24 protein-coding genes and 3 pseudogenes are annotated in these 25,263 nt (G+C 69.6%); 17 read left to right on the forward strand and 10 right to left on the reverse strand.

What is annotated here, in order from left to right; all coding sequences use genetic code 11:
• Nucleotides 1-217 precede the first annotated feature (217 nt).
• The 10 genes from ACQEV2_RS29160 (at nucleotide 218) to ACQEV2_RS29205 (ending at nucleotide 8,643) form a co-directional block, all read left to right on the forward strand.
• Nucleotides 218-661 (forward strand): hypothetical protein, encoded by a 444-nt coding sequence (locus ACQEV2_RS29160; protein ID WP_433047759.1) that lies wholly within the window; start codon nucleotides 218-220, stop codon nucleotides 659-661.
• Nucleotides 662-871: 210 nt separating this feature from the next.
• The gene (gene atpB, locus ACQEV2_RS29165) at nucleotides 872-1,717 is read left to right on the forward strand and encodes a F0F1 ATP synthase subunit A (protein ID WP_433047762.1); all 846 of its coding nucleotides are present in this window, start codon (nucleotides 872-874) and stop codon (nucleotides 1,715-1,717) included.
• Nucleotides 1,718-1,791: 74 nt separating this feature from the next.
• A complete protein-coding gene (gene atpE / locus ACQEV2_RS29170; protein ID WP_126395086.1) occupies nucleotides 1,792-2,016 on the forward strand; it encodes an ATP synthase F0 subunit C in 225 nt (74 codons plus the stop codon).
• A 57-nt stretch (nucleotides 2,017-2,073) separates the two neighbouring features.
• Entirely contained in the window at nucleotides 2,074-2,610 is a 537-nt protein-coding gene (locus ACQEV2_RS29175; protein ID WP_433054865.1) for a F0F1 ATP synthase subunit B, read from the forward strand.
• Nucleotides 2,607-3,422 carry a F0F1 ATP synthase subunit delta gene (locus ACQEV2_RS29180; RefSeq protein ID WP_433047765.1) on the forward strand — a complete coding sequence of 272 codons (816 nt, stop codon included), beginning with the start codon at nucleotides 2,607-2,609 and terminating at the stop codon, nucleotides 3,420-3,422. Before ACQEV2_RS29175 ends, ACQEV2_RS29180 begins: the two co-directional genes overlap by 4 nt.
• 124 nt (nucleotides 3,423-3,546) lie before the next feature.
• Nucleotides 3,547-5,154 (forward strand): F0F1 ATP synthase subunit alpha, encoded by a 1,608-nt coding sequence (gene atpA, locus ACQEV2_RS29185; RefSeq protein ID WP_433047768.1) that lies wholly within the window; start codon nucleotides 3,547-3,549, stop codon nucleotides 5,152-5,154.
• 21 nt (nucleotides 5,155-5,175) lie between these two features.
• Nucleotides 5,176-6,093, forward strand: a complete 918-nt coding sequence (locus ACQEV2_RS29190; protein ID WP_433047771.1) for a F0F1 ATP synthase subunit gamma — start codon at nucleotides 5,176-5,178, stop codon at nucleotides 6,091-6,093.
• Complete coding sequence (gene atpD / locus ACQEV2_RS29195) at nucleotides 6,093-7,529, forward strand: F0F1 ATP synthase subunit beta (protein ID WP_433047774.1); 1,437 nt, start codon at nucleotides 6,093-6,095, stop codon at nucleotides 7,527-7,529. Before ACQEV2_RS29190 ends, atpD begins: the two co-directional genes overlap by 1 nt.
• Before the next feature lie 130 nt (nucleotides 7,530-7,659).
• Nucleotides 7,660-8,034, forward strand: coding sequence for a F0F1 ATP synthase subunit epsilon (locus ACQEV2_RS29200; RefSeq protein ID WP_433047777.1), 375 nt, complete (start codon nucleotides 7,660-7,662; stop codon nucleotides 8,032-8,034).
• Between the two features lie 162 nt (nucleotides 8,035-8,196).
• Complete coding sequence (locus tag ACQEV2_RS29205; RefSeq protein ID WP_398815302.1) at nucleotides 8,197-8,643, forward strand: DUF2550 domain-containing protein; 447 nt, start codon at nucleotides 8,197-8,199, stop codon at nucleotides 8,641-8,643.
• Between the two features lie 28 nt (nucleotides 8,644-8,671).
• On the opposite strand, the gene ACQEV2_RS29210 is transcribed toward ACQEV2_RS29205, so the two are convergent.
• The 3 genes from ACQEV2_RS29210 to ACQEV2_RS29220 all read right to left on the reverse strand — a co-directional run bounded on the left by ACQEV2_RS29210 (nucleotide 8,672) and on the right by ACQEV2_RS29220 (nucleotide 12,450).
• Nucleotides 8,672-10,492 (reverse strand): glycosyl hydrolase family 18 protein, encoded by a 1,821-nt coding sequence (locus tag ACQEV2_RS29210; RefSeq protein ID WP_433047781.1) that lies wholly within the window; start codon nucleotides 10,490-10,492, stop codon nucleotides 8,672-8,674.
• Between the two features lie 141 nt (nucleotides 10,493-10,633).
• Nucleotides 10,634-11,275: a response regulator gene (locus ACQEV2_RS29215; protein WP_433047784.1), complete on the reverse strand. Its 642-nt coding sequence runs from the start codon at nucleotides 11,273-11,275 to the stop codon at nucleotides 10,634-10,636.
• Nucleotides 11,272-12,450 carry a sensor histidine kinase gene (locus ACQEV2_RS29220; protein WP_433054868.1) on the reverse strand — a complete coding sequence of 393 codons (1,179 nt, stop codon included), beginning with the start codon at nucleotides 12,448-12,450 and terminating at the stop codon, nucleotides 11,272-11,274. Before ACQEV2_RS29220 ends, ACQEV2_RS29215 begins: the two co-directional genes overlap by 4 nt.
• Before the next feature lie 152 nt (nucleotides 12,451-12,602).
• Here ACQEV2_RS29220 and ACQEV2_RS29225 point away from each other — a divergent pair, with 152 nt between their 5' ends.
• Entirely contained in the window at nucleotides 12,603-13,148 is a 546-nt protein-coding gene (locus ACQEV2_RS29225; RefSeq protein ID WP_433047787.1) for a hypothetical protein, read from the forward strand.
• On the opposite strand, the gene ACQEV2_RS29230 is transcribed toward ACQEV2_RS29225, so the two are convergent.
• The 3 genes and pseudogenes from ACQEV2_RS29230 to ACQEV2_RS29240 all read right to left on the reverse strand — a co-directional run bounded on the left by ACQEV2_RS29230 (nucleotide 13,145) and on the right by ACQEV2_RS29240 (nucleotide 15,047).
• Nucleotides 13,145-13,717 (reverse strand): cob(I)yrinic acid a,c-diamide adenosyltransferase, encoded by a 573-nt coding sequence (locus tag ACQEV2_RS29230; RefSeq protein WP_433047790.1) that lies wholly within the window; start codon nucleotides 13,715-13,717, stop codon nucleotides 13,145-13,147. The genes ACQEV2_RS29225 and ACQEV2_RS29230 overlap by 4 nt on opposite strands.
• A gap of 13 nt (nucleotides 13,718-13,730) precedes the next feature.
• Nucleotides 13,731-14,340, reverse strand: a pseudogene (locus ACQEV2_RS29235) (ABC transporter permease).
• 11 nt (nucleotides 14,341-14,351) lie between these two features.
• A pseudogene (locus tag ACQEV2_RS29240) lies at nucleotides 14,352-15,047 on the reverse strand (ABC transporter ATP-binding protein).
• Between ACQEV2_RS29240 and ACQEV2_RS29245 the strand changes: the two are divergent.
• From ACQEV2_RS29245 to ACQEV2_RS29260, 4 genes and pseudogenes are all read left to right on the forward strand, one after another.
• Nucleotides 15,019-15,545: pseudogene (locus ACQEV2_RS29245) on the forward strand (TetR/AcrR family transcriptional regulator); the annotation flags it as partial. The pseudogenes ACQEV2_RS29240 and ACQEV2_RS29245 overlap by 29 nt on opposite strands.
• Nucleotides 15,546-15,682: 137 nt before the next feature.
• Nucleotides 15,683-16,531 carry a 3-hydroxyacyl-CoA dehydrogenase family protein gene (locus tag ACQEV2_RS29250; protein ID WP_399112622.1) on the forward strand — a complete coding sequence of 283 codons (849 nt, stop codon included), beginning with the start codon at nucleotides 15,683-15,685 and terminating at the stop codon, nucleotides 16,529-16,531.
• A gap of 193 nt (nucleotides 16,532-16,724) precedes the next feature.
• On the forward strand, nucleotides 16,725-17,048 hold the full coding sequence (locus ACQEV2_RS29255) for an STAS domain-containing protein (RefSeq protein WP_030046661.1): 324 nt from the start codon (nucleotides 16,725-16,727) through the stop codon (nucleotides 17,046-17,048).
• Nucleotides 17,049-17,328: 280 nt separating this feature from the next.
• The gene (locus tag ACQEV2_RS29260; RefSeq protein ID WP_433047795.1) at nucleotides 17,329-19,875 is read left to right on the forward strand and encodes an ATP-binding protein; all 2,547 of its coding nucleotides are present in this window, start codon (nucleotides 17,329-17,331) and stop codon (nucleotides 19,873-19,875) included.
• 99 nt (nucleotides 19,876-19,974) lie between these two features.
• Here ACQEV2_RS29260 and nucS read toward each other — a convergent pair whose 3' ends face one another.
• Nucleotides 19,975-20,646 (reverse strand): endonuclease NucS, encoded by a 672-nt coding sequence (gene nucS, locus ACQEV2_RS29265; protein WP_433047798.1) that lies wholly within the window; start codon nucleotides 20,644-20,646, stop codon nucleotides 19,975-19,977.
• 264 nt (nucleotides 20,647-20,910) lie between these two features.
• Between nucS and ACQEV2_RS29270 the strand changes: the two genes are divergently transcribed.
• Entirely contained in the window at nucleotides 20,911-21,303 is a 393-nt protein-coding gene (locus tag ACQEV2_RS29270) for an SCO5389 family protein (RefSeq protein WP_097269047.1), read from the forward strand.
• A gap of 113 nt (nucleotides 21,304-21,416) precedes the next feature.
• On the opposite strand, the gene ACQEV2_RS29275 is transcribed toward ACQEV2_RS29270, so the two are convergent.
• A complete protein-coding gene (locus tag ACQEV2_RS29275) occupies nucleotides 21,417-22,445 on the reverse strand; it encodes an LLM class flavin-dependent oxidoreductase (RefSeq protein ID WP_433047801.1) in 1,029 nt (342 codons plus the stop codon).
• Nucleotides 22,446-22,677: 232 nt separating this feature from the next.
• Here ACQEV2_RS29275 and ACQEV2_RS29280 point away from each other — a divergent pair, with 232 nt between their 5' ends.
• The gene (locus tag ACQEV2_RS29280) at nucleotides 22,678-23,019 is read left to right on the forward strand and encodes an ATP/GTP-binding protein (RefSeq protein ID WP_433047804.1); all 342 of its coding nucleotides are present in this window, start codon (nucleotides 22,678-22,680) and stop codon (nucleotides 23,017-23,019) included.
• Nucleotides 23,020-23,041: 22 nt separating this feature from the next.
• On the opposite strand, the gene ACQEV2_RS29285 is transcribed toward ACQEV2_RS29280, so the two are convergent.
• Complete coding sequence (locus ACQEV2_RS29285; RefSeq protein ID WP_433047807.1) at nucleotides 23,042-23,911, reverse strand: ABC transporter permease; 870 nt, start codon at nucleotides 23,909-23,911, stop codon at nucleotides 23,042-23,044.
• The gene (locus ACQEV2_RS29290) at nucleotides 23,908-25,221 is read right to left on the reverse strand and encodes an ABC transporter ATP-binding protein (protein WP_433047810.1); all 1,314 of its coding nucleotides are present in this window, start codon (nucleotides 25,219-25,221) and stop codon (nucleotides 23,908-23,910) included. The genes ACQEV2_RS29285 and ACQEV2_RS29290 overlap by 4 nt, the downstream gene beginning before the upstream one ends.
• Nucleotides 25,222-25,263 lie beyond the last annotated feature (42 nt).

Genomic DNA, 25,263 nt, shown 5'->3' on the forward strand with positions numbered 1-25,263 from the left:
TGCACAGACGCGCACTGTCACTCTCATGTGTGACGGCGGGCACACCCGCCAGGTAAAGACCTCATCAAATAGTTTGTGATACCGTTCACGAGAACCCCCCGGATAGAGCCGAAGGACCGTAGTGCGACGGTCCATTGGTGTGAGGTTCTCTCTCAGCCCGGGACTACGCTCGTCCATGACGACACCCTGCCCCCACCGTGAAAGCGGAGTTGCCGCCATGCCGTCCAATGACGCCCGGATCCTGCTTCAGGCCGCTGTGCCCACAGCCGCCGTCGGCGCTGTCGCAGCCGCTGTCAGTGGGGTGGTCGCTGGTGGTGAGGGGGCGATCGGGGCGATTGTCGCGACGTTGGTCGTGATCCTGTTCATGGGAATCGGTCTCTACGTTCTGCAGCGCACTGCCAAATCGCTTCCGCACTTGTTCCAGGCCATGGGCCTGATGCTCTACGCGGCTCAGATCCTGCTGTTGTTCGTCTTCCTCTCCCTCTTCAAGAACACGACGCTGTTCAACCCCCGGGCCTTCGCGATCACGCTCGTCGTCGGCACCCTCGTGTGGATCGCCGCGCAAACGCGTGCTCATATGAAGGCGAAGATCCTCTACGTCGAACCCGATTCGGGCGCCTCCAACGGCGACAAGCCCGAAAAGACGGGGCACTCGTCGTGAGGGGTAGGGCCGGGATAAAGACGCTCGAGAGATCCTGCTATCGTCCGGTGCCAACTGCGGCATCGCGGGCGCGGGCATCTGAGCTGACGCCTGCTCAATCGCGAGGCGAGATGCCCCACAGCCGCCCCCATATCCGTAACACCAGTCCCGTGCCGAACCGCGGCTGTCAGCCGCGCCGACACAACGAGGTTGCCGTATCTATGCGCCACGATGAAGGAGCCCGCGGTGAGTGCTGACCCGACGCAGGTGCTCGCCTTCGACACGAACTGCCACCTCTTCGACGGATGTGGCTTCGACACTGTCGCTCCGGGCCTGCACTCGTTCCTGTTCGAGCCCCTCATGGGTGACGCGGACGGCAACGCCTTCTACTTCAACAAGCCGATGCTGCTCGCGCTGCTCGGTTCGATCATCGTGGTGGGCGTCTTCTGGGCCGCGTTCCGCAAGCCGAGCGTTGTCCCGGGCAAGCTGCAGATGGTCGTCGAGGCCGGCTACGACTTTGTCCGCCGCGGCATCGTCTACGAGACGATCGGCAAGAAGGAGGGCGAGAAGTACGTCCCGCTCGCCGTCTCGCTGTTCTTCTTCATCTGGATGATGAACCTGTGGTCGATCGTGCCCGTCGCCGCCTTCCCGGTGACGTCGATCATCGCCTACCCGATGGTCCTGGCCCTGATCGTCTACTTCCTGTGGGTTGGACTGACCTTCAAGCGGCACGGATTCGTCGGCGCCTTCAAGAACTTCAGCGGCTACGACAAGTCGCTGGGCGCGGTGCTCCCGCTGTCCATGACGATCGAGCTCGCCTCGAACCTGCTGGTCCGTCCGTTCACGCACGCGGTGCGACTCTTTGCGAACATGTTCGCCGGTCACACCCTGCTGCTGCTGTTCACCATCGCCAGCTGGTACATGCTGAACGGCGTCGGCATCGCCTACTCGGCCGTCTCGTTCACGATGGTCATCGTCATGACCGCCTTCGAGCTCTTCATCCAGGCCGTCCAGGCGTACGTCTTCGTGCTGCTGACCTGCACCTTCATCCAGGGCGCGCTCGCTGAGCACCACTGAGCACCCCCGCTTTCGAATCCACAGCCGTCCGGTGGCCAACCCCCACCGGTCCGTAAAGAGAAGGAAGAACTCTCATGGCCTCCACCCTCGCTGCTGTCACCGGTGACCTCGGTTCCGTCGGTTACGGTCTCGCGGCCATCGGCCCCGGCGTCGGCGTCGGCATCATCTTCGGTAACGGCACCCAGGCCCTCGCCCGTCAGCCCGAGGCTGCCGGCCTGATCCGTGCCAACCAGATCCTCGGCTTCGCCTTCTGTGAGGCGCTCGCCCTCATCGGTCTGGTCATGCCGTTCGTCTACTAAGACGAGCCCTGACGACCGACCCTTTCGACGAAAGGCACTGACGTGAACGACGTCGCCATGATCCTGGCGCAGGAGGGGCACAAGGAGAACCCCCTCATTCCGCCGTGGCCGGAAGTTGTCATCGGCCTGATCGCCTTCGTCATCGTCTTCGGCTTCCTCGCCAAGAAGCTCCTCCCGAACATCAACAAGGTTCTGGAAGAGCGTCGCGAGGCCATCGAGGGCGGTATCGAGAAGGCCGAGGCCGCTCAGACCGAGGCCCAGAGCGTCCTTGAGCAGTACAAGGCCCAGCTCGCCGAGGCCCGGCACGAGGCCGCGCGTCTGCGCCAGGAGGCGCAGGAGCAGGGCGCCGCGCTCATCGCCGAGATGCGTGCGGAAGGCCAGCGGCAGCGCGAGGAGATCGTCGCCGCCGGTCACGCGCAGATCGAGGCCGACCGCAAGGCCGCCGCGTCCGCGCTGCGCCAGGACGTCGGCAAGCTCGCCACCGACCTGGCCGGCAAGCTCGTCGGCGAGTCCCTCGAGGACCACGCCCGGCAGAGCCGCGTCATCGACCGCTTCCTCGACGAGCTCGAGGAGAAGGCCGAGGCCGGCCGATGAACGGAGCGAGCCGCGAGGCCCTGGCAGCCGCACGTGAGCGTCTCGACGCGCTGACGGACAACACGTCCGTGGACGCCGGGCAGCTCGCCGACGAGCTGGCCGCCGTCACCGCGCTGCTCGACCGCGAGGTGTCGCTGCGTCGGGTCCTCACCGACCCGGCGCAGGCCGGTGAGGCCAAGGCCGAGCTGGCCCAGCGCCTGCTCGGTGGCCAGGTCGGCGGGGAGACCGTCGACCTGCTGGCCGGCATGGTGCGCTCCCGCTGGTCGCAGTCCCGTGACCTGGTGGACGCGCTGGAGGAGCTGGCGGACACCGCCGACCTCACCGCCGCCCAGAAGGCGGGCACGCTCGACGACGTCGAGGACGAGCTGTTCCGGTTCGGCCGGATCGTCTCTTCCAGCACCGAGCTGCGCGCCGCGCTGACCGACCGCGCCGCCTCGAAGGCGGCCAAGAGCGAGCTGCTGCGCAGCCTGCTCGGCGGCCGGGCCAAGGCGACCACCGAGCGTCTGGTGACGCGTCTTGTGACCGCGCCGCGTGGACGTAGCCTGGAGTCGGGACTGGAGTCCCTGTCCAAGCTCGCCGCCGAGCGCCGGGACCGCATGGTCGCCGTCGTCACCTCGGCGGTGCCGCTGAGCGACGTACAGAAGCAGCGCCTGGGCGCCGCCCTCGCGAAGCTCTACGGCCGCAAGATGCACCTCAACCTGGACGTGGACCCCGAGGTCGTCGGCGGTATCCGGGTGCAGGTCGGCGACGAGGTCATCAACGGCTCCCTCGCGGACCGTATCGAGGACGCCGGCCGCCGACTGGCGAGCTAGCGGCAACTTAATAGCAGTACGTACTTACGACGGCCCATGTTGGGCCGTGCAGAGGATTCCTGGGGGTCGCCCCCAGACCCCCAAAGTGAAACTTCGGGCCCAACAAGGAGAGCAGGGAACCCAGATGGCGGAGCTCACGATCCGGCCGGAGGAGATCCGGGACGCACTGGAGACCTTCGTCCAGTCGTACAAGCCGGACGCGGCCTCGCGCGAGGAGGTCGGTACGGTCACCCTTGCCGGCGACGGCATCGCGAAGGTCGAGGGTCTGCCCTCGGCCATGGCCAACGAACTGCTGAAGTTCGAGGACGGCACCCTCGGCCTCGCCCTCAACCTCGAGGAGCGCGAGATCGGTGCCATCGTCCTCGGTGAGTTCAGCGGCATCGAGGAGGGTCAGCCGGTGCAGCGCACCGGTGAGGTTCTCTCCGTCGCGGTGGGCGAGGGCTACCTCGGCCGCGTCGTCGACCCGCTCGGCAACCCGATCGACGGTCTCGGCGAGATCGAGACGTCCGGCCGCCGCGCCCTCGAGCTGCAGGCCCCGGGCGTCATGGCCCGTAAGTCGGTGCACGAGCCGATGGAGACCGGCTACAAGGCCGTCGACGCGATGACCCCGATCGGCCGTGGTCAGCGTCAGCTGATCATCGGTGACCGCCAGACCGGCAAGACCGCCCTGGCCGTCGACACGATCATCAACCAGCGTGACAACTGGCGCACCGGCGACCCGAACAAGCAGGTCCGCTGCATCTACGTCGCCATCGGCCAGAAGGGCTCCACCATCGCGTCGGTCCGCCGCGCGCTGGAGGAGAACGGCGCGCTGGAGTACACGACCATCGTCGCCGCCCCGGCGTCCGACCCGGCCGGCTTCAAGTACCTGGCGCCGTACACCGGTTCGGCCATCGGTCAGCAGTGGATGTACGAGGGCAAGCACGTCCTCATCATCTTCGACGACCTCTCGAAGCAGGCCGACGCCTACCGCGCCGTGTCCCTGCTGCTGCGCCGCCCGCCGGGCCGTGAGGCCTACCCGGGTGACGTCTTCTACCTGCACTCCCGTCTGCTGGAGCGCTGCGCCAAGCTCTCCGACGACATGGGTGCCGGCTCGATGACCGGTCTGCCGATCGTCGAGACCAAGGCCAACGACGTCTCGGCGTTCATCCCGACCAACGTCATCTCCATCACCGACGGCCAGTGCTTCCTGGAGTCGGACCTGTTCAACGCCGGTCAGCGCCCCGCGCTGAACGTCGGTATCTCCGTCTCCCGAGTCGGTGGTTCCGCGCAGCACAAGGCGATGAAGCAGGTCTCGGGCCGTCTCCGCGTGGACCTCGCCCAGTTCCGTGAGCTGGAGGCGTTCGCCGCCTTCGGTTCCGACCTGGACGCCGCGTCGAAGGCGCAGCTGGAGCGCGGTCAGCGCATGGTCGAGCTGCTGAAGCAGGCCCAGTACGAGCCGATGTCCACCGAGGACCAGGTCGTCTCCGTGTGGGCCGGCACCACCGGCAAGATGGACGACGTGCCGGTCAACGACATCCGCCGCTTCGAGAAGGAGCTCCTGGAGTACCTGCACCGCAAGGAGCAGGGCCTCATGACCTCCATCAAGGAGGGCGGCAAGATGTCGGACGACACGCTCACCGCCGTCGCCGACGCCATCGCGGAGTTCAAGAAGCAGTTCGAGACCTCGGACGGCAAGCTGCTCGGCGAAGAGGCTCCGGCTGCCCCGAAGGCGACCAGCGCCTCCAAGTGACGTAAGGAAGGGACCTGACTCATGGGAGCCCAGCTCCGGGTCTACAAGCGTCGCATCCGATCCGTCACCGCGACCAAGAAGATCACGAAGGCGATGGAGATGATCGCCGCCTCGCGCGTCGTCAAGGCGCAGCGCAAGGTGGCGGCCTCCACGCCGTACGCGACCGAGCTCACCCGCGCGGTCACGGCGGTCGGTACCGGCTCGAACACCAAGCACCCGCTGACCACGCAGGCCGAGACGGTCACGCGGTCCGCGGTGCTGCTCCTGACGAGCGACCGCGGCCTCGCCGGCGCCTTCAACTCCAACGCCATCAAGCAGGCGGAGCAGCTCACCGAGCGGCTGGAGCGCGAGGGCAAGCAGGTCGACATCTACATCGTCGGCCGGCGCGGTGTCGCCCACTACAACTTCCGTGAGCGCAAGATCGCGGAGTCGTGGACCGGCTTCACCGACGAGCCCACGTACGCGGACGCCAAGAAGGTCGCGGCCCCGCTGATCGAGGCCATCGAGACGGCGACGGCCGAGGGCGGCGTGGACGAGCTCCACATCGTCTACACCGAGTTCGTGTCGATGATGACCCAGCAGGCGCTGGATGCGCGTCTGCTGCCGCTCAGCCTCGAAGAGGTCGCGGAGGAGGCCCCGTCCAAGGGCGAGATCCTTCCGCTGTACGACTTCGAGCCGTCGGCGGAGGACGTCCTCGACGCCCTGCTGCCGCGCTACGTGGAGAGCCGTATCTACAACGCGCTGCTCCAGTCGGCCGCCTCCAAGCACGCCGCCACGCGGCGCGCGATGAAGTCGGCCACCGACAACGCCGGCGAGCTCATCGAGACCCTCACCCGGCTTGCCAACCAGGCCCGCCAGGCCGAAATCACCCAGGAAATCAGCGAGATCGTCGGTGGCGCCAGCGCCCTGGCCGACGCGACCGCGGGGAGTGACCGATAATGACCACCACTGTTGAGACCGCGACGGCTACGGGCCGCGTCGCCCGGGTCATCGGCCCGGTCGTCGACGTGGAGTTCCCCGTCGACGCGATGCCCGAGATCTACAACGCCCTGCACGTCGAGGTCTCCGACCCGGCCAACGCGGGCGAGAAGAAGATCCTGACCCTCGAGGTCGCCCAGCACCTCGGTGACGGCCTGGTCCGCGCCATCTCCATGCAGCCCACCGACGGTCTGGTCCGCCAGGCCCCGGTCACCGACACCGGCGACGGCATCACCGTCCCGGTCGGCGACTTCACCAAGGGCAAGGTGTTCAACACCCTCGGTGAGGTGCTGAACGTCGACGAGACCTACGACGGTGAGCGCTGGTCCATCCACCGCAAGGCCCCGAACTTCGACGAGCTCGAGTCGAAGACCGAGATGTTCGAGACCGGCGTCAAGGTCATCGACCTTCTCACCCCGTACGTCAAGGGTGGAAAGATCGGTCTGTTCGGTGGTGCCGGCGTCGGCAAGACGGTGCTCATCCAGGAGATGATCTACCGCGTCGCCAACAACCACGACGGTGTGTCGGTGTTCGCCGGTGTCGGTGAGCGCACCCGTGAGGGCAACGACCTCATCGACGAGATGAGCGAGTCCGGCGTCATCGACAAGACCGCGCTGGTCTTCGGTCAGATGGACGAGCCCCCGGGCACCCGTCTGCGCGTGGCCCTCGCCGGTCTGACCATGGCGGAGTACTTCCGCGATGTGCAGAAGCAGGACGTGCTGTTCTTCATCGACAACATCTTCCGCTTCACGCAGGCCGGTTCCGAGGTGTCGACCCTGCTCGGCCGTATGCCCTCCGCGGTGGGTTACCAGCCGAACCTGGCCGACGAGATGGGTCTCCTCCAGGAGCGCATCACCTCGACCCGTGGTCACTCGATCACCTCGATGCAGGCGATCTACGTCCCCGCGGACGACCTGACCGACCCGGCCCCGGCCACCACGTTCGCCCACCTCGACGCGACGACGGTTCTGTCCCGTCCGATCTCCGAGAAGGGCATCTACCCGGCCGTGGACCCGCTGGACTCCACGTCCCGGATCCTGGACCCGCGCTACATCGCGGCGGACCACTACCAGTGCGCCATGCGCGTCAAGGGGATCCTGCAGAAGTACAAGGACCTCCAGGACATCATCGCGATCCTCGGTATCGACGAGCTCAGCGAGGAGGACAAGCTGGTCGTCCAGCGTGCCCGCCGCGTCGAGCGCTTCCTGTCCCAGAACACGCACGTCGCCAAGCAGTTCACCGGTGTGGACGGCTCGGACGTGCCGCTGGACGAGTCGATCGCCGCGTTCAACGCGATCTGCGACGGTGAGTTCGACCACTTCCCGGAGCAGGCGTTCTTCATGTGCGGTGGTCTCGAGGACCTGAAGAAGAACGCGAAGGAGCTGGGCGTCTCCTGACGCACCGGTCTTCGTGAGCCACTGAGCTCGTGATGAGGGGGCGGGGGTTCGTCCCGCCCCCTCATCCACGCCTACTAGACTTGTAACCAACACCCGGCAGAACCGCCGGGTGGTGACCCGAGGAGCCACCTTGGCTGCTGAGCTGCACGTCGCGCTGGTCGCCGCCGACCGTGAGGTCTGGTCGGGCCAGGCCACCCTGGTCGTCGCGCGCACCACGTCCGGCGACATCGGCGTCATGCCCGGTCACCAGCCGCTGCTCGGTGTGCTGGAGTCGGGCCCGGTGACCATCCGTACGAGTGACGGTGGAACCGTCATCGCCGCGGTGCACGGCGGTTTCATCTCGTTCGCCGACAACAAGCTGTCGCTGCTGGCCGAGATCGCCGAGCTGTCGGACGAGATCGACGTCCAGCGCGCGGAGCGCGAGCTCGAGCGCGCGAAGGCGGAGGGCGACGCTGCCGCCGAGCGCCGCGCGGACGTACGACTGCGGGCGGCGACGGCGCGCTGACCCCTGGGGGTACCGCCCGGGCCCCTTAGGCTCGGGGGGAGCGCACGCGATGACGTCACTCAGCCGCGGCTGGGACCGGAGCAATCCGGTGCCGGTCGCGGCTGAGGCAGATATGGAAGTTTTTTCCGTTCCGTTACCTAGGAGACGAGGAGGTCGGTGTCGATGGTCCTCGCTCTGACTGTGTGCGGAATCGTTGTCGCCCTCGTGGTGCTGGGGTTGTTCGTCTTCGGCCTGCGCCGCAGGCTCATCCAGCGCTCCGGCGGCACCTTCGACTGTTCCCTGCGCTGGGACGTACCGGAGAAACCCGACCCCAGCGGCAAGGGCTGGAGCTACGGCGTCGCCCGCTACAACGGCGACCGCATCGAGTGGTACCGCGTCTTCTCCTACGCCTACCGCCCGCGCCGCATCCTGGAGCGCGCGTCGATCGAGGTGGCCGGCCGCCGCGTCCCCGACGGCGAGGAGGAGCTGGCGCTGCTCTCCGACGCGGTGATCCTCGTCTGTCTGCACCGGGGCACGCGCCTGGAACTCGCCATGAGCGAAGACGCGCTGACCGGTTTCCTCGCGTGGCTTGAGGCAGCCCCGCCCGGTCAGCGCGTCAATGTCGCTTAGGGGCCAGTGACCCCTTTCGGGTAACTCCTTACGACAGTCCGCTGTTGATGGCGCTCACCAGCTCGCCGTTGCTGCTGTCACCGCTGAACTCCCAGAAGAACGCGCCGCCGAGCCCCTGGGTCTTGGCCCAGCTCATCTTCCCGGCGATCGTCGAGGGAGTGTCGTACGACCACCAGTTGCTGCCGCAGTGCGCGTACGCGGTGCCCGCGACCGTGCCGGTGGCCGGACAGGACGTCTTGAGCACCTTGTAGTCCTCGATGCCCGCCTCGTAGGTGCCGGTCGCCGGGCCCGTGGCGGTGCCGCCGGGGGCGGACTGGGTGACGCCGGTCCAGCCGCGGCCGTAGAAGCCGATGCCGAGCAGCAGCTTGCTCGCCGGGACGCCCTTCGCCTTGAGCTTGGCGATCGCGGCCGCCGAGTTGAAGCCCTCCTTCGGGATGCCGGAGTACGACGTGAGCGGCGAGTGCGGGGCGGTCGGGCCGGTCTTGTCCCAGGCGCCGAAGTAGTCGTACGTCATCACGTTGTACCAGTCGAGGTACTGCGCGGCGCCGCCGTAGTCGGCCGCGTCGATCTTGCCGCCGGACGAGGCGTCGGCGGTGATGGCGGCGGTGATCAGGTAGTTCGAGCCGAACTCGGCGCGCAGTGCCTGGGAGAGGTTCTTGAAGGCCGCCGCGCCGGAGGTGTCGCAGGTCAGGCCGCAGGCGTTCGGGTACTCCCAGTCGATGTCGATGCCGTCGAAGACGTCGGCCCAGCGCGGGTCCTCCACGACGGCCTTGCAGGACTTGGCGAACGCGGCGGCGTTGGCCGCGGCCTGGCCGAAGCCGCCGGAGTAGGTCCAGCCGCCGAAGGAGTACAGCACCTTGATGTGCGGGTACTTCGCCTTCAGCTGGCGCAGCTGGTTGAAGTTGCCGCGCAGCGGCTGGTCCCAGGTGTCGGCGGTGCCGCTGACGGACTGGTCGGCGGTGTAGGCCTTGTCGTAGGCGGCGTAGGTGTCGTCGACGACGCACTTGCCGTCCTTGACGTTGCCGAACGCGTAGTTGATGTGCGTGATCTTCGACGCGGAGCCGGACGTCACCAGGTTCTTGACGTGGTAGTTGCGGCCGTAGACGCCCCACTCGGTGAAGTAGCCGAGCTTGACCTTGTCACCCGTGGGCGGCTCGGTCGTGCCGCCGGTGGTGCGCACCGCGCGGGCGCCGCTGACCGGGCCCGTCTGGTCGGCGGTGTCGCGGGCCTGGACGGTGTAGGAGTAGTCGGTGCCGGCGGTCAGGCCGGTGTCGCTGTACGACGTGGTCGTCACCGTCGCGACCTTGGTGCCGTCGCGCAGGACGTCGTAGTTCTTGATGCCCTTGTCGTCGGTGGCGGCCGACCAGGTCAGCTTCACCGAGGTGTTGGTGATGTCGGAGGCGCTGGGCGTGCCGGGGGCGGAGGGCGGGTTGTCGCCGGGGACGCTGCCGCCGTCGCAGCTGCCGCCGTTGAGCTTGCAGTTGGCGGGGGAGCCGGAGCCGGTGCCGTTGAAGCCGAAGGAGACGGAGGCGCCGGGGGCGAGGGTGCCGTTCCAGGACTTGTTCTTGGCGGTCCAGTGGGTGCCGGAGGAGGTGACGTCGGCGTCCCAGGCGGAGGTGACGGAGGTACCGGAGGGGAAGTCCCACTCGACGGTCCAGGAGCCGATGGTCGTGGTGCCGGTGTTCTTCACCGTCCACTTGCCCTCGAAGCCGGACCCCCAGTCCTGGGTCTTGGTGTAGGTCGCGGTGGCGGACGTCGCCGCCTCGGCGGGGCTCGCCAGGCCGACGAGACCGGCCAGCGGGAGCAACAGGGTCGCGAACCCTGCCGCGGCTCTGTGTCTGAAGCGCATGCTGCGCCTCCTTGTTGGGGAGTCAGGGGCAGGCATGACTGAGCCTCATGCCGCACTCATGGTGCGGTGAGAATAGAAAGGTCTGGACCACGGGTCAATAGGTCTGGACCACTAGCCCCTTCGGGGTGCCGTCACGCACCCCTAGATCCCCAACTCCTGCGCCAGTACGGCCGCTTGGACCCGGCTGCGCAGCTCCAGCTTCCCCAGCAACCGGCTGACGTGCGTCTTCACCGTAGCCTCGGCCATGTCGAGCCGGGCCGCGATGTCGGCGTTGGACAGGCCCTCGCCGAGGCAGGACAGCACCTCGCGCTCGCGGCGCGTGAGGGCGTCCAGCACGGACGGGTCGGCCGTCGGCTCCCGCACGGGTTTCGCGGCGAACTCGGCGATCAGGCGCCGGGTGACGGCCGGGGCGATCAGGCCCTCCCCGCGCGCCACCGTCCGGACCGCCTCGATCAGGTCCTTCGCCTCCGTGTTCTTCAGCAGGAACCCCGCGGCCCCGGCCCGCAGCGCCCCGAACACGTACTCGTCGAGGTCGAAGGTGGTCAGCACGAGGACGTCGGCGAGCCGCTCGGCGACCACCTGCCGGGTCGCCGACACCCCGTCCAGGCGCGGCATCTGAACGTCCATCAGCACCAGGTCGGGCCGCAGCTCGCGGGCCATGGCCACCGCCTGCTCGCCGTCCGCCGCCTCGCCGACCACCTCGATGTCGGGCGCGCTGCGCAGGATGAGGACCAGCCCGGCGCGAACGGCGGACTGGTCCTCGGCGACCAGGACGCGGATCATTCTCTGTCTCCTTCGGTCACGGGGAGCGTGGCGCGTACGACCCAGATCTTGCCGTCGCCCGAGTCCGGGTCCTGGGCGGGGCCGGCCTCGAAGTCGCCGCCCAGCAGCGCGACGCGCTCCCGCATCCCGACCAGCCCGGCGCCCGAGCCGGGGGCGCGCGGTCCGTCGCGGTCGCCGAAGGGGCTGGTCACGGCGACGGTGAGGGAGCCGTCCCGCTGGGCGAGGGCCACCGTGACCCGGCCGGGGCAGGCGTGCTTGAGGGCGTTGGTCAGGGACTCCTGGACGATGCGGTAGGCGGCGAGCTCGACGGGGGCGGGCAGGCTGCCGTACTCGCCGTCGAGGGTGACGTCCAGGCCGTTGTTGCGGGCGCCCTCGACCAGGGACCCGAGCCCTTCGAGCGTCGGGGCGGCGGCAGGTTCCAGGTCGCCGCTGCTGTCGCGCAGGATGCCGATCAGGCGGCGCATCTCGGCCAGTCCCTCGACGCTGTTCTCGCGGATGACGGTGAGGGCGTCCCGGGAGGTGTTCGGATCGTCGAGGGAGAGCGCGGCGGTGGAGTGGATGGCGATGGCGGAGAGATGGTTGGCGACCATGTCATGCAGCTCGCGGGCCATCCGGGCCCGCTCGGCGCCGACGGCCTGGGCACGGTCCATCTCGGCGAGCAGAGCCGTCTGCTCGGCCCGCAGCCGGGCCGTCTCGGCGGCGTCGCGGTGGTAGCGGACGAGCGCGCCGGTCGCTGCCGGGGCGAAGGAGACCACGCCGGTCAGGAAGCCGATCAGCAGCGCCTCGGGCGCCCGCCACCAGGCGAGGAACCCGATCGTCACCCCCGCGGTGACCAGGCCCGTGCTGATGGGCAGGCGGCGGGCGGCGGCGGGGGTGCCGTACAGGGCGGCCGCGTACATGAGGTCCGTGTACATCGTGATCGTGGCGATGCTGCTGACCGTGAACTGGTCGAGGACCAGCATGACGGTGCCGAGGACGACAGCGGGCTGGGGTCTGGTCCTGCGCAGCAGTTCGAGGGAGGCCATCACGACGAGGGGCAGCAGCACCCACGCCCCCGGCAGAAGCCGGCCCGGGTTCAGGTTCAGTCCGAGCGCCCAGAACAGGATGCCGCAGAGCAGCCCGGCGACGGCGACGCAGACGTCGAAGCGGTGCGGGCGGGGCAGTCGTACGGCCATGTACCCATCCAACACGGGCCGGGCGCTCACCGCTTGATGCTCGCGAACGGTCCTGGACTGCATCTTTCGATGTACCGCCACTTCGTCACCGCCGACGACGAAAGCGGCCGGTCCCGAGGGGAGCCTGGAAGGAGGATCGAGAGGAGCGAGTTGTGATCGTCGGACTGATCGTCGCGTGCGAGGTGGCCTTCTGGGTGCTGCTGGCGGCGGGACTGGCCTTCCGGTACGTGTTCCGGATGCCGCGGGTGGGCCTCGCGCTGCTGCTGTGCGAGCCGCTGCTGGAGATCGTGCTGTTCACCGTCACCGCGATCGATCTCAAGAACGGCGCGCAGCCCGACTGGAAGCACGGCCTGGCAGCCGTCTACATCGGCTTCACCGTGGGCCTGGGCCACGCCACGATCAAGTGGGCCGACGCCCGTGTCGCCCACCGCTTCGCGGGCGGCCCGCCGCCGGTCCGGCCGCCGAAGTACGGCACGGCCCGCGCCGTCCACGAATGGAGGGTCGCGGGCCGCTGGATCCTCGCGGCGGTGGTCGCCATGGCCCTGCTCCAGGCCGCGATCTGGTACGTCGGCGGCGACGGCGGGACCGACTCGCTGCGGGCGTGGCAGCAGCGCATGCTGTGGGTGATCGGCATCAACGTGGTCATCGCCGGGAGCTACACGCTGTTCCCGAAGCGGGAGCCCGCCAAGCTGCCCTAGCGCTCCCCGCCGGGCACCCAGAGCACATCACCGACGTCCTTGTTCGCCGTGCGGGCCAGGATGAACAGCAGGTCCGACAGCCGGTTGAGGTAGGTCGCGGTCAGCGGGTTCATCACCTCGCCGTGGACTTCCAGCGCCGCCCACGTCGACCGCTCGGCCCGCCGGACCACCGTGCACGCCTGGTGGAGGAGGGCCGCTCCCGGCGTTCCCCCCGGCAGGATGAAGGACCGCAGCTTCTCCAGCCGCTCGTTGAAGCGGTCGCAGTCCGCCTCCAGCTTGTCGATGTAGAACTGCTCGACCCGCAGGGGCGGGAACTCCGGGTTCTCCACCACCGGCGTCGACAGGTCCGCACCCACGTCGAACAGGTCGTTCTGCACGCGGGTGAGGACCTTGACGATCTCCTCGTCCAGGTTCCCCAGCGCGATCGCCGTGCCGATCACCGCGTTCGCCTCGTTGGCGTCCGCGTACGCGGAGATCCGCAGATCGGTCTTGGCGACCCGGCTCATGTCGCCGAGGGCGGTGGTGCCCTGGTCGCCGGTCCTGGTGTAGATGCGCGTCAGATTGACCATGTGGCCAGCGTAGTTACGCTCCGGCCGTCCGGAAGACCCGTGTGCCCACTGTCACGGCCAGTGCGGTGAGAGCGACGGCGACCAGGACGCCGTACAGCATGTGGGCTCACCGCGTTGATCAAGGGCCCGAACTCCTGCGGGGTGCGGACCTTCATCGCCACCGCGTACGACAGTGAGGCCAGCGACACGGTGAGCAGGCCCACGAACGCGAAGCCGATCAGCACGCCGGCGAGCGGGGCGCGCAGGCCCATCACCACCGCCGCCAGCACCAGCAGGACCGCCTGGAAGACGAACACCGTGGCGTCGCGCAGCACCCGGCCGAGCAGCAAACCGAGGCGGCTGACCGGCGTCACGCGCATGCGCTCGACCACCCCCTGACCCTTCTCGACGATGATCACGAAGCCCGCGAACAGTGCCCCGAACAAGCCGAGTTGGAGCAGCAGCCCGGGCACCAGCACCTGCCAGGAGCTGCCGCGCCCGCCCAGCGGCAGATCGGTCAGCAGGGGACCGAAGAACAACAGGTACAGCAGCGGCATCAGGACGCCGAAGAGCAGGGCGAAGCGGGAGCGCAGGGACTGGCGGACGTACCGGCTGTAGATGAGGGCCGTGTCGTGCAACAGCATCGTGAGGAGTCCTATACGGCTACGGGGGTCTGGTCGGCCGGCGCCGCACTGCGGCCCGTGATGGCGAGGAACGTGTCCTGGAGCGTGGCGTCGATCGAGCCTCCGTACTTCAGCTTCAGCGCGGTCGGGGTGCCTTCGGCCACGACCCCGCCCTTGTCGACGATCACCAGGCGGTCGGAGAGGGCGTCCGCCTCGTCGAGGTAGTGGGTGGTCAGGAAGACGGTCGTGCCGTGCTCGTCGCGCAGCCGGCGGACCAGGTCCCAGAGGTCGGCGCGGCTGCCGGGGTCCAGGCCGGTGGTCGGCTCGTCGAGGAAGAGGACCTTCGGGCGGTGCGTGAGCGCCATCGCGATGTCGAGCCGGCGCCGCTGCCCGCCGGAGAGTGCGCCGCACTTGCGGTTCAGCAGTCCGGTCAGGTCCAGGTCGCGGGCCAACTCCTCGGCGCTCGGCGGCCTGGGTCTTCGTCAGGCGGTACAGGCGCCCCTGGGTGACGAGTTCCTCCCGCACCGAGATCTGCGGGTCGACCCCGCCCGACTGAGCGACGTAACCGAATACCCGGCGCACCCCAGGAAGCCGAGGATCTCGCCGTCGCGGACGGTCAGGTCGATGCCGCGTGTCCCTGACGGGTGGCCTGAGCCGTGGGCTGGGCGCGGGGGAGGTGGTCCGGTTCTCCCGCCGGAGGCATCCGCGGCCGACGTGTCCGTGAACACCGTCTACAACTACTTCCCGGCCAAGGAGGACCTCTTCTTCGACCGTTCCGCGGGTGTCGTCGAGCAGCTGTCGCGGTGGGTGCGCGCCCGGGACGAGGGCGAGTCGGCCGCCCGGGCCGTGCTGCGCGAGCTGCGCGCCGAGGCCGAGGCGGTCTCGCCCCGGCTGGGCCTCATGGAGGGCTACGACCGTTTCATGCGCGTCATCCATAGGCGCCGCCGCTGCGCTCCCGGCTGTGGAGCCTCCAGCAGGAGATCCACGACCACCTCGAAGCCACCCTGCGCGAGGAGACCGGCGCGTCCGACGACGACCCGCTGCCGGGTCTGATCGCGGGTCAGATCTCCTGGACCCATCAGACGGTCTTCGTCACCGTCGGCCGCGAGATGCTCAAGGGGCGCAATCCGGGCGAAGTGTAACGAGAGGTGCTGGTGCTTCTCGACGACATCGAGGAGCTGTTGAGCGAGAAGGTGCTCAACTACGCCGTCCGAGGCGCGGAATGACCCGTGCCGGTGTGATGTCCGTCAGATGAGACGTGACTCGCGTTACTAACCGGTCACACCGTCCCTCACGAGCGCTAAGGTCCGCCGAAGAGGCAACCTAAACAGGGTGTAAGGCGTTTCAAAGGGGAGTCGCAACAGTGGCACGGAAGCTTGCCGTCATCGGCGCCGGCTTGATGGGTTCCGGGATCGCCCAGGTCTCCGCGCAGGCGGGCTGGGACGTGGTCCTGCGTGACGTCACCGACGAGGCGCTCAAGCGTGGCACGGACGGCATCAAGGCGTCCTACGACAAGTTCGTCAGCAAGGGCAAGCTGGAGGCGCACGACGCCGACGCCGCCCTCGCCCGCATCACCGCGACCACCGACCTGGACGCCGCCGCCGACGCGGACGTTGTCGTCGAGGCCGTCTTCGAGAAGCTGGAGGTCAAGCACGAGATCTTCCGCACGCTCGACAAGATCGTGCGCGAGGACACCGTGCTCGCCTCCAACACCTCCGCCATCCCGATCACCAAGATCGCGGCGGCCACCGAGCGCCCCGAGCGGGTCGTGGGCGTCCACTTCTTCTCGCCGGTGCCGATGATGCAGCTCGTCGAGCTGGTCCGCGGGTACAAGACGAGCGACGAAACCCTCGCCACCGCGCGGGAGTTCGCCGAGTCCGTCGGCAAGACCTGCATCGTCGTCAACCGTGACGTCGCCGGCTTCGTCACCACCCGGCTGATCTCGGCGCTCGTCGTCGAGGCCACCAAGCTCTACGAGTCGGGCGTCGCCACCGCCGAGGACATCGACCTCGCCTGCAAGCTGGGCTTCGGTCACGCCATGGGCCCGCTCGCCACGGCCGACCTCACCGGCGTCGACATCCTGCTGCACGCCACCAGCAACATCTACACCGAGTCCCAGGACGAGAAGTTCGCCCCGCCGGAGCTGATGCGCCGGATGGTGGACGCGGGTGACATCGGCCGCAAGAGCGGGCAAGGCTTTTACAGCTACTGAGCATCCGTAAAACCGCACAGTCCCCTGGCGTGTCACACGATGGGGTGAATTCGGTATCGGTTCGCTTACAGACGGCAACCTCTGACCGCTCAACGCAGTCAGAGGTTGCATCACCGGCCACAGCGAAGACTCATAGCAAACACAGGCACTGACAAAGCATCGCGGAGCACGAACGCACGCTTGGGGAGCGCATATGCACATCAGGGGCGACCACGCCGAACTGGTCGTCGGGGGCGTCCTCGACGTCCGCAGTGCGGCGGACGCCCGTACGGTCCTGCATTCGGCCGTCGACGACGGAGTCGGCGATCTGGTGCTGGACCTGTCCGAGCTGGACTCCTGGGACGCCACCGGACTCGGGGTGATCATGGGGGCCCACCGGCGGGCCGGCCGCTGCGGCCGGCGCCTGGTGCTGCGCGGTGTACCGCCGCAGATGCAGCGCCTGCTGGTGGCCACCCGGCTGCACCGGATCCTGGCGATCGAGGGCGGCATCGGGGTGGAGTCACTGCCCCGGGTGTGACCCCCGGCACGGGTGGGGCGGGACAGTCGGGCGTTCCGGCTGCGAAGCGCACGTCGCACGCAATCCTCATGAGACTGTGACGTCTCGGGCGGCGCGGTACCCCGACCTGTCGTAGATACTGTGCGAAGGTTTAAGGTTCGGCTGCCCGCCACTGGACACACCCCTTCGAGCGGGCCCGGACCAGAAGCGACAGCGCGGTGTGCAAAGGCCGGGAGGGGCCCGGGTCCTGTCACCGAAGACAGGAACCTCAGCACACGACGCTTTTGGGGGGCTTGAACCTATGGACCCGAACAACCGGGGACCCGAGGAGTACGGCCATGACGCGGACGGCCAGCCGTCGCGCCAGCGGCCTCCCAGGGATCCCCTCACACCCGACTTCGGACAGCACTCGCCCGCACTCGCCCGCACGGTGCAACTGGTCTCGGGCGACTACCTGCTCACCGTCAACCCCGTCGACGGCAGCGAGATCGAGGTCTGCCCGCCGGCGGAGCGTCCCGCGCGGCCCGGGAAGCTGACCCCGGCCGAACGTGCCGAGGCCGACCGCGCCGCCCGTCCGCCCGTCCCGCCCGGCCCCACCCGCCCCGCACAGCCCCTGCTGGCCCGCCAGGAGGAGCGCGAGCAGCTGGTACGGATGCTCGCCCGCGGCCGCTCCGTACGCCTCGTCGGCTCACCGGGCGCCGGCCGCACCAGCCTCCTCGACCTGGTCGCCGAGGACTGCACCGACCTGGCCCCCGACGGCGTGGTCCGCCTCACCGGCTTCCGCCGCACGCCCGAGGATCTGCTGTACGACCTCTTCTACGCCGTGTACAGCGCCCCCTTGCACCGCCCGGAACCGGACGAACTGCTCTCCTTCGTCCGGGAGATCGGCGCCGTCGTCGTCCTGGACGACATCGAGTTCGGCGGCGCCGCGCTCGACGAACTGCTGGACGCGACCCCCGAGTGCGCCTTCCTGATCGGCGTCACCCCCGACGTACCGGCGCCGTCCGCCGAGTCCGGCATCGAGGACGTCGTCCTCGCCGGTCTCGACCGTGCCGAGAGCGTGGAGCTCCTGGAGCGCGGCGTCGGCCGGGTCCTCACCGAGGACGAGTCGAACTGGGCGGGCGACCTATGGTTCGAGTCGGAGGGCCTGCCGCTGCGGTTCGTCCAGGCCGGGGCGCTGCTGCGGCAGCGGGACCGGCTGCGGGCCGGGGCGGACGCCGTCGACGAGTACGGGGTCTTCGAGGACGCGCCGCCGGCCGACGAGCCCTTCGACGCACCGCTCGGGGGCGAGTCCAGCGGCGAGGAAGTGCCTCTGCCGTCGCTCGGCGAGGCCGCCGGGCCTGCCCCGCTGCTGGCCTCGCGGCTCAGCGCCTCGGCCCGCGCCACCCTGAAGTTCGCCGTCGCGCTCGGCGGCGAGGTGCCGCACCAGGCGCATCTGCCCGCGCTGGTCGGCGACACCCACGCGGACGCCGCGCTGGGCGAGCTGGCCGACTGCGGGCTGGTCTCACCCGTCGGCTCCCGCTACCGCCTCGCCGCCGGCGTGCAGGCCCAGCTGGAGGCCGCCGGATACGCCGAGGACGTGCAGGGCAGCGCCCTCACCGCCGCCCGGCACTACACCTGGTGGGCCGGGCACCCCTCGGTCACACCGGAGCGCGTCTGCGCCGAGGCGGACGCCGTGCTCGCCGCGCTGGGCGTGCTGGTGCCGGGTACGACGCCGCCCGACGAAGGCGAGGAGAGCCCGACCGTGCAGCTGGCCCGTACGGCCGCGCCCGCGTTCGCCGCGGGGCTGCACTGGAGCGCCTGGGAGCGGGCGCTGCGGGCGGGCGCCGAGGCCGCCAGGCTGGCCGGTGACGTCACCGAGCAGGCCTACTTCCACCACGAGTTGGGCATCCTCGCGCTCTGCGGCGGCCGGCTGGACCGGGCCCGTACCGAGCTGGAGACCTCCATCGGGCTGCGCGGCGCCCTCGCCGACAAGCGCGGCACGGTGGCGGGCCGCCGCGCCCTCGCGCTGGTCTCGGACCGCTCCGGTACGACGCCCGGGGTTGCCGCCTTCGCCGCCACCGCGGGGGAGGAGGTGTCCGGCGCGCGGTACGAGGAGTCGCAGTCGCCGCCCGGAGGCGTGCCGACCGCGTTCCCGCCGGGCGGGGACAACACGACGCTGGTCACCCACCAGGCGTCCTCGTCGTCGTCCCCGGCGGCCTCGCACAAGGGCCGCGGCGGCGTCCGGAACTTCGCGCGCCGCAACCTCGTCGCGGCCGGCGCGGGCGCGCTGCTCGTCGCCGTACTCGGCACGGTGGTGACCCTCGGCGCGACCTCCGACAACGACCCCAACGTCCCGGCCGACCAGGTCGGCGTCAACCCGTCCGCCAGCCAGGGCATCGGCGACGACAGCCTCGGCGCCGACAAGGCGGAGGGCGACGACGGGAAGCACTCCGGCGACACCGGTACGGCGACGAGCCGGCCGACGGATCCGGGACCCGACGGCACCCTCGGCACATCGGACGATCCGACGCCGACGGGCGATCCGACGAAGCCGTCGGACGACCCGAGTGGCACGCAGGGTGGCGGTACGACGAGTTCTCCGACGAAGCCGCCGTCGTCGACCACGAGGCCGCCGTCGACGACCAGGCCGCCGACGAGTCCGACGACTCGACCGACCTCGCCGTCGCCCACGCCTACGCCGACCGGGAGCACGTCGCCCACGCCGACGGAGCAGCCGACGACGACCGAACCGACGACCTCGGACTCGGCCAGCGGCCCCGCCTCCAGTGCCCCCGCGAGCAGTTCGGCAAGCGCACCGGAGACGAGCGGGGCAGGCTCACCGAGCAGCTCGGACGCCGTGATCTGACGCACCGCTCCACACCGCGCCACGCGAGAGGGCCGGGTCCACCCTTCGGACCCGGCCCTCACCGTCGTAGAACCGCCAAGACCGCCTGCGAACCGCCGGTCAGAACAACCGCAGCTTGTCGTCCTCGATCCCGCGCAGCGCGTCGTAGTCGAGCACCTGGCACCCGATCCCGCGGTCCGTGGCGAGGACCCGGGCCTGGGGCTTGATCTCCTGGGCCGCGAAGATGCCGCGGACCGGTGCGAGATGGGGATCCCGGTTCAACAGCTCCAGGTAGCGCGTGAGTTGCTCCACGCCGTCGATCTCGCCCCGGCGCTTGATCTCGACCGCGACCGTCTGGCCCTCGGCGTCCCGGCACAGGATGTCCACCGGTCCGATCGCCGTCATGTACTCGCGTCGGATGAGCGTGTAGCCCTCGCCGAGCGTCTCGATGCGGTCGGCAAGGAGTTCCTGGAGGTGAGCTTCCACACCGTCCTTGATCAGGCCAGGATCAACGCCGAGTTCGTGCGAGGAGTCATGGAGGACCTCCTCCATCGTGATGATCAGCTTCTCGCCCGCTTTGTTGGTGACCGTCCAGACGTCCTTCTGCTCGCCGTCCCCCTCCTTCAGGGTGCACGGCGGCGACATCCAGTTCAGGGGCTTGTAGGCCCGGTCGTCCGCGTGGATCGAGACGCTGCCGTCCGCCTTGACCAGGATCAGACGGGGCGCCGAGGGCAGGTGGGCGGTGAGCCGGCCCGCGTAGTCGACGGAGCATCGGGCAATGACGAGACGCATGGTCGGCAACGCTACTCGACGGGCACGGGTGGACGCGATTCGCCCTGGGGGAGTCCGTATGACCCCGGACTGCCCCTGTTCATTTCTGGCCGATTGTGGGCCTAACGGGGACCGCCCATGTACGCAATCTCCTGGTGCCGTCACCGTCTGTTGCCTACCGTATTAAACGGGAGGTCGCGAGGCGTGTACGCAGAGTGTTCGATATCGCGAACTCCCTTATCTGTCAGGCAACCCCTGCTCTTCGGGGGTGCGAGAGGAGAACCCATGTCGCTCGACGTCTCACCGGCCCTACTCGAAAAGGCCGAGCGAGGCGAGGTCGACGAAGCCGAATTCGTCGACTGCGTCCGGACCTCCCTGCCCTACGCATGGGAGATGATCAGCTCCCTGGTGGCCCAGCTGAAGGTCGATGGCGGCTCGTTCGCCGACAACCAGACGCCCCCGCCGGACGAGCAGGCACGTGGCCAGCTGCTGCGTGCGCTTGCGAGTGACGCGATACGCGGCGCGCTGCAGCGGCACTTCGGGGTGCGACTGGCCTTCCAGAACTGCCACCGGGTGGCGGTGTTCCCGCTCGACGCCTCGGTCGACGAGACGCTTGCCCGCTTCACCTCGGTCCGCAGTCAGCTGCTGAACCAGTCTCCGGAATTCAGGGACTGCTGACGCAGGCAGCCGCTTGCTTGCCGCTCCGTACGCGGGAGGTGCATTCAGTACTGGGGCGGCAAGCCCCCTGGCGAACCGGTCCGTTCGGTACGCACAGGCACAGCAGGGGACCTTCAGCCGAGGTGCGGCAGCACTTCGGCACCCAGCCGTCGTACGTTCTCCTCGGTCGCCGCCAGGTCGCCCGAGCCCTCGACGAGCAGGGCGAAGCGGGAGATGCCGGTCCGTTCGCTGGTCGCCGCCAGGCGGTCGGCGCACAGGCGCGGGGTGCCCACCGGGTGCAGTCCGCAGAGCAGTTCGGTGTACGCCAGCGGGTCGCGCATCGCACGTTGGCGGCCGTCCACCGTCACATGGGCCTCCAAGCCCTGTCGGAGCCAGCCCGGCATCGCCTTGGTCAGGGTCTCCACCGCGTCCGTGCGCCGGTCCGCGATCTGGCAGACGCCGGCCGAGACATGGGCCGCGTCGAGGATCTCCTCGGCGGGCCGCCCGGCGGCGCGGGCGTACTCCCGCCACAGGGCGACCATCTCGGCCTTCTCCTCGTCGCCCACGTGCATCCCGAGCAGCATCGGCAGCCCGCGCTCGGCCGCGAGGCGTACGCTCCGCGGCGACGTGCACGCGACGACGACCTCGGGACCCTCCATGTCCGTGAGGCACTCCGAGGGCCTTGGCACGACGGGGACTTCACGGAACCCGAACCGCTCGCCGGCGGCCGCGACGGAGGGTTCGCGCAGCCAGCGCAGCAGCAGATCGAGTGATTCCGGGAACTCCTCCTCGTACGCCTTGAGACCCGAGCCGAAGACCTCCAGATCGACCCAGGGCCCGCCGCGGCCCACACCCAGCGAGAACCGCCCGCCGGAGGTGATGTGCAGCAGCGCCGCCTGTTCGCCGAGGGCCACCGGGTGGGCGGTGGGCAGCACACTGACCGCCGTGCCGACCCTCAGGCGCCGGGTGCGGCCGAGCAGTAACGCGGCCAAAGTGACCGCGGACGGACAGGTGCCGTACGGCACGAAGTGGTGCTCGGCCAGCCAGACCGTGTCGAGCCCCGCTTCCTCGGCGACCTCGGCGGAGCGGACCGCGCGGTGCAGCGCCTCCCCGTCGCCCTGTCCCGGGAACCGGGCCGCCAACACGAAACTTCCTACGCGCATTGCTTTTCCTGCTTCCTTGGCTCCGACGCGGAGCTCCCCCACCCGGCATAACCGTCTGACACGTGCCGAGGACACGGCTTGACGGAGAGATTTGCGGATTGTCTGCAGAATCGGTCCGAATGAATTCCCGGGGTGAGGGACTTGTGGGGGTTGGTCCCGTACGAATACCCCTGTCCGCGCCGCGTAGGCTGGACATGACCCGTGCATCCTGTATAGCCCCGTGAGGTGTTCCGTGTCCCCGCGTCGCAACCGGCCCAACGGCCCCAAAGGAGCGGCCTCGTTCGGACGCAGTGCCGAGGACGACCGCTCCGGTCGTTACGGCGGCTGGCAGTCCTCGGAGAGCTGGCAGGGCGAGGACTGGAACGTACGGCATGTGGCGGGGGCCAGCGCCCAGGGCAAGGCGTACCGCTGCCCGGGCTGCGACCAGCTGATCCCCGACGGCGTCCCGCATGTCGTCGCCTGGCCGGACCACGCGGGCGTCGACGACCGCCGCCACTGGCACAAGGCGTGCTGGAACGCGAAGGACCGCCGCACCACGCGGGTGCAGCGGTCCCGTAACGCGCCGAGGTTCTAGCCGCGGTCACCGCGGCAGGGGTTCACACGTCCCGCTGCTCCAGCAGGACGAAGGCGCCGGCGAACGCGGCGGCCGTGACGCCGAGCATGATCCACAGCGGGTCCCAGCCGGCCGGGCCGGTGTTGCTGAGGGACTGCTCGTAGAAGACGCTGAGCTGGTTCGGGATGGAGTACTCGAACAGGGCCTTCTGGAGGTCCTGCAGCGACTCCGAGAACATGAACAGCGCGATGACCAGCGGGGCCAGCACCACGCCGATCATGATCGTGATCGCGCCCGCCGAGTGCCGGATGATCGAGCCGACCACGAGCGAGAGCAGGCCGAGCAGCGCGATGTAGAGCGAGACGCCGACCGTGCCCTTCAGCCACTCCGAACCGGTGGGCTCGCGCGCGTCCAGCAGCGCCACGTCCGCGAGGGAGACGAGGAGGGCCGACGCCAGTGTCACCACGAACGCGACCGCGAAGAACACGATCGACTTGGCCACAAGCACCCGGCTCCGGCTCGGGCACGCGGTCATCGTGGTCCGGATCATGCCGGTGCCGTACTCCGAGGCCGTGGTCAGCACGCCGAGCGTGATGATGCACATGCTGCCGAGCAGCAGCCCGAAGAAGCCGAACGACAGGGGGTTCTGGTCGCCCATGCCCCCGGGCCCGGTGTTGCCGGCGACCAGAGCGGCGGCCGCCAGGCCGATGCCGACGACGAGCAGCACGAACACGCCGAGCGTCCACATCGTGGAGCGCACCGAGCGGATCTTCGTCCACTCCGAGGCGAGCGCGTGCCCGAGGTGCGTGCGCACGACGGGGATGGGCGAGGTGTAGGTGGGGTACGGCGAGCCGGGCGCCGCCTGCCAGTTCGGTGCGGCGGTCTGCGGCATCGGGGGCTGGGGCGTGCTCATCGGGCGTCCTCGGGCTTGGTCAGGGCGGCAGGGGTGGAGGGTGCGTCGGTCTGCGCGGGGGCGGACACGGGCGGCTGTGCGGGCGCCTGCTGGGGCGCGGGCGGGGCGGCGGCCTGCTGACCGGCGGGCTGCCCCGGGGCCGGGCTGGGCGGCGTCTGAGGCTGCTGGGGCGCCTGCTGGGCGTACGGGTTGGCCGTACCGGCGCCGGGCGCCCCGGGAGCGCCGTACGGACCGGCGGGCGCCTGGCCCGGCGCGCCCTGCGGCGGGGCGAACGGCTGCCCGCCCTGCTGGGGCGGCGGCGGGGCGTACCAGCCCGGCTGGCCCTGGCCCGGGACCGGCATCGGCGGCTGCGCGCCCGGCGGCAGCGGCTGCTGGAGCCCTTCCTTCTGGTCGATGGTCGAGCGGTAGTCGACGGCGCCCTGCGTCATCCGCATGTACGCCTCCTCCAGCGAGGCCTGGTGCGGCGACAGCTCCCAGAGCCTTACGTCGGTGTCGTGCGCGATGTCGCTGATGCGGGGGAGCGGCAGCCCGGTCACCCGCAGCGCGCCGTCCTGCTCGGGCAGCACATGACCGCCCGCCTCGGTGAGCGCGCCGGCCAGCTTCTCGCGCAGCTGCGGCTCGGTGTCGGGCGTACGGACCCGGGCGAAGCCGGCCGAGTTCGCCGCGATGAAGTCCTTGACGCTCATGTCGGCGAGCAGCTGCCCGCGGCCGATGACGATCAGGTGGTCGGCGGTCAGCGCCATCTCGCTCATCAGGTGCGAGGAGACGAAGACGGTACGGCCCTCGGCCGCCAGCGACTTCATCAGGTTGCGCACCCAGAGGATGCCCTCGGGGTCGAGGCCGTTGACCGGCTCGTCGAACAGCAGCACCTGCGGGTCGCCGAGCAGCGCGGCGGCGATGCCGAGGCGCTGGCCCATGCCGAGCGAGAAGCCCTTGGAGCGCTTCCTGGCCACGTCCTGCAGGCCGACCACGCCCAGCACCTCGTCGACCCGGCGGGCCGGGATGCCGGACAGCTGGGCGAGGCTCAGCAGGTGGTTGCGTGCCGCGCGGCCGCCGTGCACCGCCTTGGCGTCCAGCAGGGCGCCGACCTGGCGGGGGGCGTTGGGCAGCTTGCGGTACGGGTAGCCGCCGATGGTGACGTTCCCCGCAGTCGGGTTGTCCAGGCCGAGGATCATGCGCATCGTCGTCGACTTGCCCGAGCCGTTGGGCCCCAGGAAGCCGGTGACGGCACCGGGCCGCACCTGGAAGGACAGGTTGTACACAGCGGTCTTGTCGCCGTAGCGCTTGGTCAGGCCGACTGCCTCGATCATGCTCCGCACCCATCGAAAGGTTCAGGACAGCGGGGCACACGC

Source organism: Streptomyces sp. CA-251387 (assembly GCF_050936625.1).
Classification (GTDB): domain Bacteria; phylum Actinomycetota; class Actinomycetes; order Streptomycetales; family Streptomycetaceae; genus Streptomyces.